12 protein-coding genes and 1 tRNA gene are annotated in these 14,215 nt (G+C 73.6%); 9 read left to right on the top strand and 4 right to left on the bottom strand.

The features are described from left to right. Window positions 1–2 precede the first annotated feature (2 nt). A complete protein-coding gene (locus ABZ267_RS26905; protein WP_356751422.1) occupies window positions 3–908 on the bottom strand; it encodes a fused MFS/spermidine synthase in 906 nt (301 codons plus the stop codon). Window positions 909–1,002: 94 nt separating this feature from the next. After that, window positions 1,003–1,470 carry a hypothetical protein gene (locus ABZ267_RS26910; protein ID WP_356751424.1) on the bottom strand — a complete coding sequence of 156 codons (468 nt, stop codon included), beginning with the start codon at window positions 1,468–1,470 and terminating at the stop codon, window positions 1,003–1,005. 279 nt (window positions 1,471–1,749) lie between these two features. Between ABZ267_RS26910 and ABZ267_RS26915 the strand changes: the two genes are divergently transcribed. Next, a complete protein-coding gene (locus ABZ267_RS26915; RefSeq protein WP_356751426.1) occupies window positions 1,750–3,108 on the top strand; it encodes a tetratricopeptide repeat protein in 1,359 nt (452 codons plus the stop codon). A gap of 273 nt (window positions 3,109–3,381) precedes the next feature. Here the strand turns inward: ABZ267_RS26915 and ABZ267_RS26920 are convergent, their stop codons facing one another. Next, window positions 3,382–3,981: a histidine phosphatase family protein gene (locus tag ABZ267_RS26920; RefSeq protein WP_356751428.1), complete on the bottom strand. Its 600-nt coding sequence runs from the start codon at window positions 3,979–3,981 to the stop codon at window positions 3,382–3,384. 244 nt (window positions 3,982–4,225) lie between these two features. On the opposite strand from ABZ267_RS26920, the gene ABZ267_RS26925 reads away from it, so the two are divergent. The 7 genes from ABZ267_RS26925 (at window position 4,226) to ABZ267_RS26955 (ending at window position 10,584) form a co-directional block, all read left to right on the top strand. Continuing rightward, window positions 4,226–5,191 carry a phosphatase PAP2 family protein gene (locus ABZ267_RS26925; RefSeq protein WP_356751430.1) on the top strand — a complete coding sequence of 322 codons (966 nt, stop codon included), beginning with the start codon at window positions 4,226–4,228 and terminating at the stop codon, window positions 5,189–5,191. Then, window positions 5,103–6,302, top strand: a complete 1,200-nt coding sequence (locus ABZ267_RS26930) for a hypothetical protein (RefSeq protein WP_356751540.1) — start codon at window positions 5,103–5,105, stop codon at window positions 6,300–6,302. The genes ABZ267_RS26925 and ABZ267_RS26930 overlap by 89 nt, the downstream gene beginning before the upstream one ends. Next, window positions 6,293–7,909 carry a hypothetical protein gene (locus ABZ267_RS26935; RefSeq protein ID WP_356751432.1) on the top strand — a complete coding sequence of 539 codons (1,617 nt, stop codon included), beginning with the start codon at window positions 6,293–6,295 and terminating at the stop codon, window positions 7,907–7,909. Before ABZ267_RS26930 ends, ABZ267_RS26935 begins: the two co-directional genes overlap by 10 nt. Next, window positions 7,906–9,240, top strand: coding sequence for an AAA domain-containing protein (locus ABZ267_RS26940; RefSeq protein WP_356751434.1), 1,335 nt, complete (start codon window positions 7,906–7,908; stop codon window positions 9,238–9,240). The genes ABZ267_RS26935 and ABZ267_RS26940 overlap by 4 nt, the downstream gene beginning before the upstream one ends. 109 nt (window positions 9,241–9,349) lie before the next feature. After that, a complete protein-coding gene (locus tag ABZ267_RS26945; RefSeq protein ID WP_356751436.1) occupies window positions 9,350–9,691 on the top strand; it encodes a hypothetical protein in 342 nt (113 codons plus the stop codon). Between the two features lie 154 nt (window positions 9,692–9,845). Further along, complete coding sequence (locus ABZ267_RS26950) at window positions 9,846–10,520, top strand: bifunctional DNA primase/polymerase (protein ID WP_356751438.1); 675 nt, start codon at window positions 9,846–9,848, stop codon at window positions 10,518–10,520. Beyond that, window positions 10,511–10,584 (top strand) — tRNA-Lys (locus tag ABZ267_RS26955). The genes ABZ267_RS26950 and ABZ267_RS26955 overlap by 10 nt, the downstream gene beginning before the upstream one ends. A gap of 61 nt (window positions 10,585–10,645) precedes the next feature. Here the strand turns inward: ABZ267_RS26955 and ABZ267_RS26960 are convergent. Further along, entirely contained in the window at window positions 10,646–11,887 is a 1,242-nt protein-coding gene (locus ABZ267_RS26960; protein WP_356751440.1) for a M6 family metalloprotease domain-containing protein, read from the bottom strand. 404 nt (window positions 11,888–12,291) lie between these two features. Here ABZ267_RS26960 and ABZ267_RS26965 point away from each other — a divergent pair, with 404 nt between their 5' ends. Next, the gene (locus tag ABZ267_RS26965; protein WP_356751442.1) at window positions 12,292–14,205 is read left to right on the top strand and encodes an EAL domain-containing protein; all 1,914 of its coding nucleotides are present in this window, start codon (window positions 12,292–12,294) and stop codon (window positions 14,203–14,205) included. Window positions 14,206–14,215: the final 10 nt, after the last annotated feature.

Consider the following 14,215-nt stretch of genomic DNA (forward strand, 5'->3'; position numbering starts at 1 on the left):
GCTCAGGGCTTCTCGAAGACGGACGGCGGCGGTGCCGGTGACGGCTTGGCGACCGCGTCCGTGACGACCGCCGCGCCGCCGGTGAAGTCCGTGAGCGCCCGCCCGTGTTCGACCCGGCCCGGATGCGGGTCGCTCGCCACCCGGCGGGTGAACTCGGCGACGGGCAGCGGCAGCGCGGAGGCGAGCAGGACCGCGTTGCCGAAGCGGCGGCCGCGCCATACCACGGGATCGGCGGCGAGCGCAAGCTCCGGGAAGACGGCGGCGGCCGTGGCCACCTGGCCGCGCAGATGGGCCAGCGGCGGACCGTCGGCGAGGTTGGCGGCGTACTGGCCCGACGGCTTCAGCACCCGGCGTACGTCGGTGAGGAATTCGGCGGAGGTGAGGTGGGCCGGCGTGCGGGCGCCGCTGAAGACGTCCGCGATGACCAGGTCCGCCCAGCCGTCCGGCAGCTTGGCCAGCCCGGCGCGGGCGTCCGCCGACCGGACCCGGACGCGGGCCTGCGGGTCCAGCGGGAGCCGGTCGCGGACGAGCTGGACGAGTGCTGCGTCGACCTCCACGACCTGCTGGGTGGAGCGCGGGCGGGTGGCGGCGGTGTACCGGGCGAGCGTGAAGGCGCCGCCGCCGAGGTGCAGGACGTGCAGCGGCTGGAGCGGTGGCGCGGTCAGGTCGATGATGTGGCCGAGCCTGCGCTGGTAGGCGAAGGAGAGGTACGCCGGGTCGCCGAGGTCCACGTGGGACTGCGGGGCGCCGTCGAGCAGCAGCGTCCAGCCGTCGGGCCGCTCGCGGTCCGGTATGAGCTCGGCGAGACCGCTGTCGACGGGGCCGGAGAAAGGTTCGCGCTCGCTCCGGCCGCCTCGGCGGTCCTGCTGCTGCTTCCTGCCTCCGGCCGGCGCTCCTCGACGTGCCACGTGCGCTGGTCCTTGCTGGTGGGGGCCCGGGATACCGGCAGCGGCGGAGGTTCCGCCCGTACGGCCATTATGGGCTCCGGTGGTGGGTGCCGGCTCAGTTGCAGCCGTCGGCCGCCTCCAGCAGGCGGGCCGCCAGGTCGAGGGCGGCGCGGAGTGCGGCCGGGTCGGTGACCGGGGCGTCCTCGGCGGGCGGGAGCAGCCAGCCGGCACCGGCGGCCGGCGGCGGGCCCGCCGGGAGGCGCAGTCCTCGGCCGTCGGTCCGCGTACAGGCGCTGCCCGGTACGTCCCAGCCGTCGGCGGTGCCGGGCGGGACGAGGAAGCCGAGCGTGTCGCAGGCGCCGTTGTGCAGGACCGGGCCGACGGCCTCCTGGTCCCGGCCGCGGCGGAGGATGTCGACGGCCTCCAGCCCTTGGCGGGCGGGGACGGTGACGAGGTCGCAGGACTGCTCGGCCGATGCGAGGGCCGGTGCGTGGTCCTTGGTGGGGGTGGGGGTGGGGGTCGTGGTCGTCGTCGGGTTCGTCGCGGTCGTCCGTGAGCCGGTCTCCATGCCGATGTGCAGCAAGGGAACCCCTCCTCTCATCGCCGAACGGAGCCACACTCCGTCTCCACATGGACCAACGGTGGCGGAGCGTCAAGGGCTACGGGAGCGGACCGCCGCAAAGGGTGGCAGTTCATGGCGGATCGCGGGTGAGATGCACGTATATGCGGAGAATCGCCGCGTGTGTTCCCGGTCACAGCAGGTACGTTCTTGCTCCGCCGGGACACCGGAGAGCAGGACCCGGCCAGCGCGACGTGCACCACTTGCACCACTTGCACCGCTTGCACCAGAGAGGGGCCGGCCATGGTGTCGACAGGGGCAGTTCCCAACCTCGTCTTCCGCCAGCTGCGCGGACAGCGCTCCGCGGGAGAGTTCGCGGCCGCCGTCCGCAGAGCGGCGCGCGAGATCGGTGAGCAGGTCGCCTGCGACGCCCGGTATATCGGACGCGTGGAGTCCGGCGAGATCCGCTGTCCCAACTACGCGTACGAACGGGTCTTCCTGCACATGTTCCCCGGCACCTCTCTGGCCGACCTGGGGTTCTCGGCCCGCGAGAGCGTACGGGGCCGAGGCGCGCGGGTCGTCTCCGGGCCCCCCGCAGCCGCCGGACCGGACGCGTCCCATCACACCGACGAGGAGAGCGACGTGCTGCGTCGCGTGTTCATGATGGGCGGTACGGCCACGGTGGCCGCCGCCTCCCTGGGGCTCGGCGGAACGCCCGCCTCCGCTGCCAAGATCTCTCTGCCCGCGCAGCGCCGGGTCGGTGAGAGCGAGGTGGACGCCGTCGAGCAGGCGGTACGGCGGATCCGCGTACTGGACGACCGGCACGGCGGCGACGGCCTCTACCGGCAGGCGGCGCGGCCGTTGAAGGCGGCGTACGAGCTGCTGGACGCCGGGACCACGACGCGGCGTGCCACGGCGGACCGGCTGCACGCGGGCGCGGGTGAGCTGGCGATCTCGGTCGGGTGGCTGGCCCATGACTCCGGGCGGTTCGACGACGCGCGCTCGCACTACGCGGAGGCGCTGGCGACGGCGCGGCTGGCGGGCGACGCGGGTCTTGAGGCGCACGCCTTCTGCAACACGTCGTTCCTGGCCCGGGACGCGGGACGGCCGCGTGAGGCGGTACGGGCGGCCGAGGCCGGACAGCGGGCGGCCCGCACGCTCGGCTCGCCACAGCTGCTGGCGCTGCTGGCGCTGCGGGAGGCGGGAGGCCGGGCGGGGCTCGGGGACCGTACGGGGTGCGACCGGGCGATCGGGCGGGCTCGGGCGGCGTTCGAGCGGGGGCCGGCGGGTGGTGACCCGGAGTGGATGAGCTTCTTCCGGGAGGCGGAGCTGGAGCTGCTGGAGGCGCAGTGCTGGTCGGCGCTGGGCGACTGGTCGCGTGCGGCGCGGCACGGGCGGCGGGCGGCGGCGCTCCAGGACGCGCACTTCACCCGGAACCAGGCGCTGTACCGGGCGCAGTTGACGGGGGATCTGGCGCGGGCGGGTCGGGTGGAGGAGGCGGCGGCGACGGGCCACCAGGTGCTGGACCTGCTGGACCGGGTCCGGTCCTCGCGGATTCGGGGGATGGTGGCGGGGGCAGCGCGAGTGCTGGAGGCCCGGCCGGGTGGAGGGTCGGCGGCGTCGTCATTCTTGACCCGCCACCGGGAGTCCCTGCCGGCCTGAGCCCGTCGGGGCCGTCTTGGGCCTGTCCGGCGTTGACCGTGCCTGGGTGGGCCTCTATTGCCCGGACCGGGGCATGTTCAGCCCGTCCGGCGTTCGAGGACGGAACCGGTAAGCACGTTCCGGGTGCATGCATGGCTCTCCCGCGCCACGGGATCCGGAAGGGTGCCGCCCACCCCAGCGACGGTTCCGTCCTCGAACGCCGGACGGGCTGGGGTGGGCGCCGCACACGCTGGGGTGGGCGCAGCGCACGCCGGACGGGGGCGCCATACGGGCCTAGGCGGTCTCCAGGTGGCCCGTGTCGTTCCAGCGTTCCATCGCCGGCGCACCGTACGCCCACCCCAGCACCGACAGCGACGTCGGCTCCAGGCGCAGGCGGGCGCCGAAGGCGATGTCCTCGCCCAGCCAGCGCGCGGCCAGCACGCGCAGGATGTGGCCGTGGGCGAAGACCAGCACGTCCCGGTCGGCCGACCGCGCCCAGGCCACCACCTCGTCCGCCCGGCCGGTGACCTCCGCGAGGCTCTCGCCGTCCGGGACACCGTCGCGCCAGATCAGCCAGTCCGGCCGGTCCGCCTTGATCTGCGCCGGCGTCAGCCCCTCGTACGCCCCGTAGTCCCACTCCATCAGCGCGTCCCACGCCTCCGCCCGCTCACCGAACCCGGCCAGCTCGCACGTCTCGGAGGCCCGGACCAGCGGACTCGTGCGGACCTCGACGCCGGGCAGCCCGGCCCACGGCTCCCGGTGCAGCCGTTCGCCGAGCCGCTTCGCACCCGCGCGGCCGGTGTCCAGGAGCGGGATGTCCGTCCTGCCGGTGTGATTGCCCTGGACCGACCACTGGGTCTGGCCGTGCCGAGCGAGCAGGATGCGCGGTGCCATGAAGGCTCTCCCTGGAACGGTGGTGCTGGGCCGTCCATCATCCCGTACCGGGCCGGCAGGCAACCTCCGGGGCCGGACCGACGTCCCTCACTGCGCAGCCCTACGCCGCCGCGGTACCGGAGCCACGACGGGGCAGGCTGCGAGGAGGGCGTCCCGCAAGGGGGCCCCGGGGGAGCGGGCGGCCGACCGCCGCCTTACGGTTGAACGTCCGCCGTCGGCCGCATGAACATGGGGGAGCCACCGGATGCCGCACGCCACCGCCCTGCCCGCGACCGGTCACCGGCCCCGCTGGTGGACGGAGCTCCCACTGATCGCGGTGGTGTACGGGCTGTACTCGGTGGGCCGGCTCCTGGTGCGCGGAGACGTGTCGACGGCGGTCGACCACGGTCTGGCGATCCTCCGCTTCGAACAGGCGCTGTACCTCAACGCCGAGCATCCACTGAATCGTCTTTTCACCACCACCCCGTCCATCGGCATACCCGCCGACTTCGCGTACGCCACGCTGCACTACCTGGTCACTCCGGCGATCCTGATCTGGATGTTCCGGCGCAGGTCGGCCGCGTACCGGGCGGCCCGGGTCTGGCTGATGAACTCGACCCTGCTCGGTCTGATCGGCTTCACCCTCGTGCCGACCTGCCCGCCCCGGCTGCTGGACGCGAGCCACGGCTTCGTCGACACGATGGCGCAGTACAGCGCGTACGGATGGTGGGGCGCCGGCGCGAGCGCCCCGCGCGGGCTGAGCGGGATGACCAACCAGTACGCGGCCATGCCGAGCCTGCACGTCGGCTGGTCCCTGTGGTGCGGCATCCTCCTGTGGCGCCACGCCCGGCACCCACTGCTCCGGGCCGCCGGCATCGCGTACCCGCTGATCACCACGATCGTCGTGATGGGCACCGCCAACCACTATTTCCTGGACGCGGTCGCCGGCGCCGCCGTAATGGGGCTCGGAGCCCTGCTGACCAGGCCGGTCATCCGGCTGGCCGACCGGGTGAAGGGCCGGATGCGGACCGTCCTCGCCACCGCCGTCACGGCCTCCGAGCCCGTGAAGTCCCCGATTGTCAGTGCCGGATGCAAGACTTCCGCGGGTGAGCGAATCCCCGGCCAGCGGACCTCCTCCGCAGATTCCCCCGACGCGGCAGCCGACGGCGCGGGCCCAGGCGCAGCGACCGGCGCCTCGGCCAACGACGACGCTCCGGCAGCGGCTCGCTGAGCTGCGCGGCCCCTCCGTCGCACCGCACCCGCTCGACGCCCGCGCGCTCGCCGCTCTCGCGGCCAACCCGGGCTGCAAGCGCCGCGCCCTGCTCGACGGCGCCGGGGTCGACAAAGGCGTGCTCGCCACCGCGCTCGGCTCTCCCGCGCCGTTCGGGCAGTCGCAGTTCGCGTTCATGCGGGGCAACGCGTTCGAGGCGAAGGTCAAGGCGGACGGCGGAGCCGAGCTGCTGCGCCTGCTGTACGAACGGCTCGGCGGCTCCTCCCCCGCTCCCGGCCCCGACGCCGCCACGCCCGACCTGAGCGCCGCCGGTCCCGAGGGCCGCGCCGCGCGCACCGCGCTCGCGCTGCGGGAGGCGACGGCGGCCGGTGGCTGGGCGCTGCTGGACCATCCGATGCTGGCCCTGGAGGTGGCGGGCTCTCCGGCCTATCTGGAGCCGGACGCGGTGGTGGTCCATCCCGACGGCCGCTGGACCGTGGTCGAGATCAAGTCGTTCCCGATGATCGACGCCTCCGCCGACGCCGCGAAGGTCGGCGCCGCCGCCCGGCAGGCCGCGGTGTACGTGCTGGCGCTGGAGCGGGTCGCATCGATGACCGAGGGCGCCGAGGTCGGCCACCAGGTGCTGCTGGTCTGTCCGAAGGACTTCTCCAACCTGCCGACCGCCTCCGTCGTCGACGTACGCAAGCAGCGCGCCGTCACCCGCCGCCAGCTGACGCGCCTCACCCGCATCGAGGACATCGCCGACGCCCTCCCGGAAGGGACGACCTTCGACCCGGCCTGCTCACCGCAGGAGCTGGAGTCCGCCGTCTCCTCCGTCACCGCCGCCTACGCCCCCGAGTGCCTGGCCGCCTGCGAGCTGGCCTTCCACTGCCGGGCGCGGTCCCGGGCCGAGGGTGCGGTGGAGACGCTCGGCCGGAGCGTGCGCGGCGAGCTGGGCGGGCTGACCACGGTGGCCGGAGTGCTGGCCGCCGCCGCGGGCAAGGAAGGCGACCCGGCCGACCCGACCGTGGCCGCGCTGCGCCGGGCCGCCGCGCTGCGGGCCGAGGCGCTGGAGAGCGCGGCGGCCGTGCGCGGACAGGTGCCGGAAGAGGCGGGCGCCCCATGTCGCTGATCACCACGCTCGCCCGGCTGGAGGCCGTCGACTCGGGCCGCGCGCAGCCGCTGGCGACCGTCCGCCACCGCCACCTCACCGGCCGGCCGCTCGTCCTCGTGCCGCTCACCACCGCCGGCGAGGCCGGAGCTCCGCTCGGCGCGCTGGTCGGCACGGACCGCGACCAGCCCCGCCTCCTGGCCGTCGCGCAGCCGCGCGACCGTGACCTGCGGTTCGCGTTCCTGGCCGAGCTGGCGGAGGCGGTCCTTCCGCACATCGAGGCGTACGCGGACGTGGTCGAACCCGCCGAACGCAATGAGACCGATCCTGCGACCGGCAAGAAGACCAAGGTGGAGGTCGAGCTGTGCACGGACGCGCCGCAGCTGATCGTGCCGAGCCGGGCGGGCATCGAGTTCGTGCGGCTGCTCGGCCGGTCGATGCGGTTCCGCCGGACCGCCGAGGACGACCCGGAGACGCCGTATCCGGCCCCGGCCCGCGTCCCGCTGCTCGGCCGCTGGCTCACGCACTACGGCGAGCGGGCCCGGGTCCCGGGCTCCTCGCTGCTGCTGGCCGCCACGGACCTGCTGAACCGGCACTGGGCGACCGGCCAGAGCAGCCTGGAGGACCAGCACCTGGGTGCGCTGCTCGCCTGGATCGACCCGCCGGGCGGCACCTCCGGCGCCGAGGAGGCGCTCCGCGCCGAGCTGGCCCGCGACGAGGACAGGCAGCTGCTCTGCCCGCCCGCCGGGCCCGCCACCGACCCGGACTTCGACAACCGGCTCCTCGCTCCCGCGATCGAGAGGTACGACCGGGCCCGTCAGGCGTTCGCGGCGGCCGAGGACGGGCTCTCGGCGGACGGACGCCTCGGCGAACTGAGCAACGCCGAGCGCGAGATCCGCTCCCTCCTCGCGAAGGTGATGCTGCCGACCTGGGACAAGGTGTGGCAGGGGCTCGACCTGCTGCGCGAGCTGCCCGAAGGATCCCGGGCCGAGGACCGCTGGACCCGTGACCGCTGGTCCTTCACCGCGCACCGGGACCGCGTCAGCTCCGGCGAACCACCGCAGCCGCGCCGCGACGACGCGGTGACGGCCGCGCAGAAGCTGGCCTCCCGCGAGACCGCGCAGGCCCAGCTGGAGGCGCAGGAGGCACTGGACGACCCGCTGGTGCTGGCCGGACGGCGGCTGGCCGGCGAGGCGTTCCTGGCGGAGGTGACCGAGGTCGAGATGGCGTACACCGAGTCCAAGCGGCCCTCTCCGCGACCGCTGGTCACCCTCCGCACGGACGAGCGTCCGCATCTCGGCGAGCGGACGAAGGTGTACCGCTCGCTGGGCGGCAAGCCGCAGACGGCGGAGTTCGTCCGGTCCGAGGAAGACGCGGACCAGGACGGCGAGATCCTGCTCGTCCTGCGGATCATGGACCGGATGGGCCGCGGCAAGGAGCCCGCGCCCGGTTCGCTGCCGGAGCCTGGTGAGCGGCTCGCCTGGACCCTGTTCGAGCACGACCAGCGCGGCGGGCCGAAGCTCCCGGACCCGGAGGAGACCCCGTGGACCCACGGCGGTCCGCCGGGCGCGGACGCCGCCACGCGCACCGAGCGTCCCGACCCCGTGACCCCGGAGGACCTGCTGTGACCGTCGGCTTCGACCCCGGTGCGGAGGCGGCGCGGGCGACCGGCGCGATCCTCGACGACACCCTGCGCGGCTCCGCCCGTGGCATCGTCGTGGACTCACCGCCCGGCGCCGGGAAGTCGACCCTGGTGGTCCGGGCGGCCTTGGAGCTGGCCGCCGCCGGCCATCCGCTGATGGTGATCGCGCAGACGAACGCGCAGGTGGACGACCTGGTGGTGCGGCTGGCGGAGAAGGAGCCGGAGCTGCCGGTGGGCCGGCTGCACAGCAGCGAGTCCGACCCGTACGACAAGGTGCTCGACGGCCTGGACAACGTGACCAAGTCGGCGAAGGCGGCCGATCTGGCCGGGCTGGACATCGTGATCTCGACGGCCGCCAAGTGGGCGCACGTGAAGAACGTGGAGCCGTGGGGTCACGCGATCGTCGACGAGGCGTACCAGATGCGCTCCGACGCGCTGCTGGCCGTGGCCGGGCTGTTCGAGCGGGCGCTGTTCGTCGGCGACCCGGGACAGCTGGACCCGTTCTCGATCGTCGGCGCGGACCAGTGGGCCGGGCTGAGCTACGACCCGTCCGCGAGCGCGGTCTCCACGCTGCTCGCGCACAATCCGGAGCTGCCGCAGCACCGGCTGCCGGTCTCCTGGCGGCTTCCGGCCTCTGCGGCACCGCTGGTGTCGAACGCGTTCTACCCGTACACACCGTTCCGCAGCGGTACGGACCACGGGGACCGGAAGCTCTCGTTCGGGGTGGCGTCGGACGGCTCGGGGCCTGACCGGGTGCTGGACGAGGCGGCCGAGGCCGGGTGGGGGCTGCTGGAGCTGCCGGCCCGGCACACACCGCGTACGGACCCGGAGGCGGTACGGGCGGTGGCGCTGGTGGTCCGCCGGCTGCTGGACCGAGGCGGTGTCGCCACCAGCGAGCGGGCGGAGCAGCCCGTTCCGGTGACGGCGGACCGGGTGGCGGTCGGCACGGCCCACCGCGATCAGGCGGCGGCGGTGCGGGGGGCGCTCGCGGAGCTCGGCGTCACCGGAGTGGCGGTGGACACGGCCAACCGCCTCCAGGGCCGCGAGTTCGACGTCACGGTGGTTCTGCACCCGCTGTCCGGTCGCCCGGACGCGACCGCCTTCCACCTGGAGACGGGCCGCCTGTGCGTGCTGGCCTCGCGCCACCGGCACGCCTGCATCGTGGTCTGCCGGGAAGGCGTGGCGGACCTGCTGGACGAGCACCCGTCGACCGAGCCGGTCCAGCTCGGCGTCACGGTGAAGTTCCCGGACGGCTGGGAGGCCAACCACGCGGTGCTGGCCCACCTCGCCGAGCACCGGGTGCGGTGGAAGCCGTGACGGAAATCCAGGACGACGGACCCCGGCCGCCGCAAGCCCTCCGGCCCTCTTGCGCCGGGTTGGACAATGGAAGGTGGCCGTCCGGGGCCGCCAGAGGAAGGAACAGCACATGACACAGTCCGAGCGGAACGAACGGCAGCGGCTGCGTCCCGCGCCGCTGCTCTTCGAGCCGTCGGAGGCGGTGGCCGATCCGGAGCACTTCTTCGACCTGGAGTCGATGGACGACCCGCGTGAGCTGCTGGCCCGCGCGACCGAGCTGACGCAGGCCTTCCGCGCGGCGACGGACCGCTCGGTGGAGTTCCAGGCGATGGCGGCGGCGCAGCTCGCCGATCCGCGCCGGTTCGACCGGCTGACGGCGGCGGATGTCGCGGAACGCGCGGAGTGGACCGAGGACTACGCGAAGAAGATGATCGAGTTCGGACGATCGCTGCTGGACGCGTCCAACGTCTGAGCCGCGCGTGGACGGGCCGGAGGATGCTCTCAGGCCGGAGGTCAGGTCCCGTGGCATATTCCGGGTGGGCAAGATACTCCTTCCGCTCCGGCCCTGTCCCGGTTTCCGGCAACTCTCGGAATCAGCTCCGTCACTCCCGGTAGACCTTCTCTCCATGAGCGCTTGGCTGAAAGACGAAACGACCCTCCAGGCCGGCCCCGCCGCGCCCCACGCCGTCGACATCTTCGCCCTGCTGCGGGACCAGACCGGAGCGCACGCCGCGCAGGTGACCGCCGCCGGTGCCGCCTGGCTGGCCGACGCCTCCGCCTATCCGCGCTCCACGCTCGCGCAGTGGGAGGAGCGCCCGTCCGCGCCCGGCGTGCTGCCATGCGGCTCGCAGTTCGACGTCGTGAACGTGCCGACGCTGTTCGGGCGGCGGATGGTGGAGCGGCTCTGGGCCGAGGGCCCCGGCACCGGTCCGGTGGCCGTGCACCGGGGCCGGATGCTGCTCTTCGCCGCTCCCGGAACGGCCCAGCGGCTGCCGTCGCTGCTGGCCTGGGAGGAGTGGGGTTCGGGCGGCGGTACGCAGCGCGGTGAGGTGCCGCCGCTGCTCTGTCACGGCACCGGCGACGCCGTCACCGTACCGCCGCTGACCTGCCCGTCCGGTGGTTCCGGGCCGCGCTGGCTGGTGGCTCCGGACACCCGTGACCCGTGGCTGCCCGGACCCGATGTGCTGCTCTGGGCCTGTGTCCGGGTGAGCCGGTCGGCGGTGGCTCAGGGGTCCGGGCATTCGATTTTTCCTCGGGCGGATCAGGGTGCTAATGTCTACGACGTCAGCAGGCGCCGTTAGCTCAGTTGGTTAGAGCAGCTGACTCTTAATCAGCGGGTCCGGGGTTCGAGTCCCTGACGGCGCACCGACGGAAGAAGCCCCTCGCGGAAGCGAGGGGCTTCTTCGTTTTTCGCGGCGTACGCGACTCAGATTCCGGCCGTGATCCGTACCGTCCAGGAGCCGGACGGCGTGCGGTCGGCGACCTCCACGCGGGTGCGCTCGCCCGGCACCGTGTAGGTCTCGCCCTCCAGGAGCGGCGCGTCGGCGAGCGGCGGGTAGACGGAGCGGTCCCAGCAGGAGCCGGTCTCCGGATGCGTGTCGATCACCTCGACCGGGCCGCCGCCGGAGGCCGTGCCGCCGCGGACCCGGTAGATCAGGATGCCTTCGGTGCAGGTCCCGCGGTCGTTGCCGGTGGCGCCGCGGGCCTCGATGGCCAGGACGCTGTCCTCGCCGGTCCGGACGACGGCGAGCCGTGTCCCGATCGACCCGCCGGGCGCGGGCGCGGCGGCGATCGGTTCGAGGCTGAGATCGGCGGAGCCGCGTACGCAGACGACCTGCGGCCCGCCCAGCCAGCCGAGCTTCCACTTGTGCCAGCCGAAGAGGTCGGGCGCCAGGCCGAACTGGCTGCCCATGACGTCCCAGTCGCCGACGTAGGTGTCCCAGTCGCCTTTGCCGTCGGTGGGCCGGTGGTAGAGATCGGCCAGGTCGAAGACGTGCCCGGTCTCGTGCGCCAGGACGTTGCGGTCGGGCGGGTGCTGCTCGAAGACGGTGACGACCCGCCGGATGTCGGTGGAGTCGGCGCGCAGCGGCCGGTCGAAGTTGACGACCTTCGTGGCGTCGGAGTCCACGCCCGGCGCGTCCGGGTCGGCGACCAGGTAGACGATGTCATACGCCGAGAAGTCGACGTCCTTGTCGGCGGCGGCGATCGCGTCGCGCAGGTAGGCGGTGCGCTTCTTCGCGTCCCAGTCGCGCTCTATGCCGTACCAGGTGGAGGCGCGCGGCATCGGGGTCCAGGCCCGCTGCGGGTGCGGGCGGAGGGTGAATCTGCCGTAGCTGGCGCGCTCGAAGAAGCGGGTGGTGGCGGGGAAGTGGTCGGCGGTGAGGACCTCGGGGGTGAGGACGGGTTCGGCGTCCGGGAACGACAGGAAGATCATCACCGCGTCGAGGTGGCGGTCGGGCTGCGGGTAGGCGCCGTTCCAGCTGTCCAGGCCCAGTGAGTGGTGCGCCTCCGTCCTGCGGAGCTCGCACGGGGCGGCGTCGCGTACGGCGGCCGCGGCGGGGCCGGCGACGAGCGAGGTGGCGGCGAGCGCCAGAAGGGAGGTCAGAGCGGCCGCGAGACTGCGCAGCCTCAGCCGCTCCGCTCCCCCGGGCCCGGGCTCACGCTGCACATCGACCTCCGGCTGGGGAACGCGGTACGTGTCGTCCACCCTGTGCCGGTTCAGGCGGATGCGTCCTGTTGTACTGCCCCACACGGGTCACAGCAGCCCCACCGGTCGCAGGTTCTACCGCTCGACGCCACCACAGCCCAGACCTTCACGGAACGTCACCGTCGGTCGGATCGACACCCGGATGCAACAGAACCGCTCAGAAACCATCAGGAGTGGGCAAAGCGGAACGACACAGACCGGCCGTTCGCACAACCAGTGGCCGGATGCGAGCTGGAACGCCCGACGCGCCACCCTCTATGCTTCACCACGCTTTCCCGCGTGGATCGGGCCCCTTCACGGGTTCACCACCCGGTGCCCTGACCGACCCCACCTGTTCACGACAACCTTCACAGCGGGAGCGAGCGGTGAGCGGAACCTCCGAAGGGCCCAGGGCCCCGGCAGGCACATCCCCGGATACCGTGGCCCCACCGGTCACGGAGCGTCATACGGCACGCCGGACGACAGCGCCGACGGCACCGCCGACCGAACCGCTCCGGGACCCGGCGGACACCGCCGCCGCCGAGCTGCGCGACCACCGGGCCGCCTTCAACGCCGCCACGCTCCCGATGGCCGTCGTGGACGGCCGGGGCGGACGGATCGTCCGGGCCAACGACGCGCTCGGCGGCCTCCTCGGCACGACGCCGGGCTCGCTGGCCGACCGGCAGGCGTGCGAGCTGGTGGACCTGGCCTCCGACGACCGCACCTGGCACGCCTACCGCGAGGTGCTCCAGGGCCGCCGCTCCCGGTTCCGCTGCACCCGCCGCCTCAAACATCCCGACGGCCGCACACTGTGGGCCGAGGTCACCGTCGTACCGATGACCGGCACATCGGCGGCGGAGCCCGCGCGGGTCCTGCTGACGGTGGCGGACATCAGCGACCGGCGCGAGCTCCAGGACCGGCTGCGCCACCTCCAGATGCACGATCCGGTGACCCGGCTGCCCAACCGGACGCTGTTCTTCGAACGGCTCTCGGTGGCCCTGGAGACGCCGCCGTACCAGGACGACTCGATGCTCCCGCGGCACGGCCGGATCGGGCTCTGCTACCTGGACCTGGACGGCTTCAAGGCCATCAACGACACGCTCGGCCACCGGATCGGCGACCGGCTGCTGGCCGCCGTCGCCGGCCGGCTCAACGACTGCGCCGAGAGCGACGCGAGCCGCAGCCCGGGCGGCAGCCGGCTGGTGGCGCGGATGGGCGGCGACGAGTTCGCGATCCTGGTGGAGGACTCCGGCGGTACGGAGGCACTCACCGAGCTGGCCCGCTCGGTCCTGGCGGCCCTCCAGCACCCGTTCGACCTGGCCGGCCACCGGCTCTCCGTCTCCGCCTCGATCGGCGTGGTGGAGCGGCCGGTGGCGGGCACCTCGCCGACCGGCCTGATGCAGGCCGCCGACACCACGCTGTACTGGGCCAAGGCCGACGGCCGGGCCCGCTGGACGCTCTTCGACCCCGAGCGCAACGCCCACCGCATGACCCGCCAGGCGCTCTCCTCCACCCTTCGGCCCGCCGTCGAGCGCGGCGAGTTCACGCTGGAGTACCAGCCGCTCGTCGGCATGGCGGACGGAGTCGTGCGCGGCGTGGAGGCGCTGGTGCGCTGGAACCACCCGCAGTTCGGTGTGCTCTCGCCGAATCGGTTCGTCGGGATCGCCGAGGAGGACGGCTCGATCGTCCAGCTCGGCCGGTGGATCCTGCGCACCGCGTGCCGCCAGGCGCGCCGCTGGCAGCTCGACCACCCGGACGAGCCCGCGCTCTTCATCAGCGTCAATGTCGCCGTACGCCAGGTCTGGGACTCCGACCTGGTGGCGGACGTGGCACAGATCCTCAACGAGACCGGCCTCGCGCCCGGACTGCTCCAGCTGGAGCTGACCGAGTCCGCGGTGATGGGCTCCGGCGGCCGTCCGCTGCGCGCGCTCCAGGCGCTGAGCGACATGGGCGTACGGATCGCCATCGACGACTTCGGGACCGGCTACTCGAACCTCGCCTACCTCAGCCGCCTGCCGGTCTCCGTACTGAAGCTGGACGGCGCGTTCGTGAAGGGCTTCCGGTACGAGGACGGTACGCACCCGAGCCCGGCCGACGAGACGATCGTGGAGGCGATGGTGCAGCTGGCGCACCGCCTGGGGCTGACCGTCACCGCGGAGTGCGTGGAGACGGCCGGGCAGGCGGAGCGGCTGCGGCGGATCGGCTGTGACACCGGGCAGGGGTGGCTGTACTCGCGGGCCGTGGCGCCGGAACTGATCGCGGCCCTGATCACGGCCCGGCCGACCGCCGAGACCCCTTAGGGGGTGTCTG

The organism is Streptomyces sp. NPDC006174, from assembly GCF_040614075.1.
Lineage (GTDB): Bacteria > Actinomycetota > Actinomycetes > Streptomycetales > Streptomycetaceae > Streptomyces.

Excerpts from the sequence above, each read along its gene's own strand:
- ABZ267_RS26935 (WP_356751432.1), top strand. The coding sequence starts at position 6,293 with ATGTCGCTGATCACCACGCTCGCCCGGCTGGAGGCCGTCGACTCGGGC.
- ABZ267_RS26950 (WP_356751438.1), top strand. The coding sequence starts at position 9,846 with ATGAGCGCTTGGCTGAAAGACGAAACGACCCTCCAGGCCGGCCCCGCC.
- ABZ267_RS26920 (WP_356751428.1), bottom strand. The coding sequence starts at position 3,981 with ATGGCACCGCGCATCCTGCTCGCTCGGCACGGCCAGACCCAGTGGTCG.
- ABZ267_RS26945 (WP_356751436.1), top strand. The coding sequence starts at position 9,350 with ATGACACAGTCCGAGCGGAACGAACGGCAGCGGCTGCGTCCCGCGCCG.
- ABZ267_RS26925 (WP_356751430.1), top strand. The coding sequence starts at position 4,226 with ATGCCGCACGCCACCGCCCTGCCCGCGACCGGTCACCGGCCCCGCTGG.
- ABZ267_RS26915 (WP_356751426.1), top strand. The coding sequence starts at position 1,750 with ATGGTGTCGACAGGGGCAGTTCCCAACCTCGTCTTCCGCCAGCTGCGC.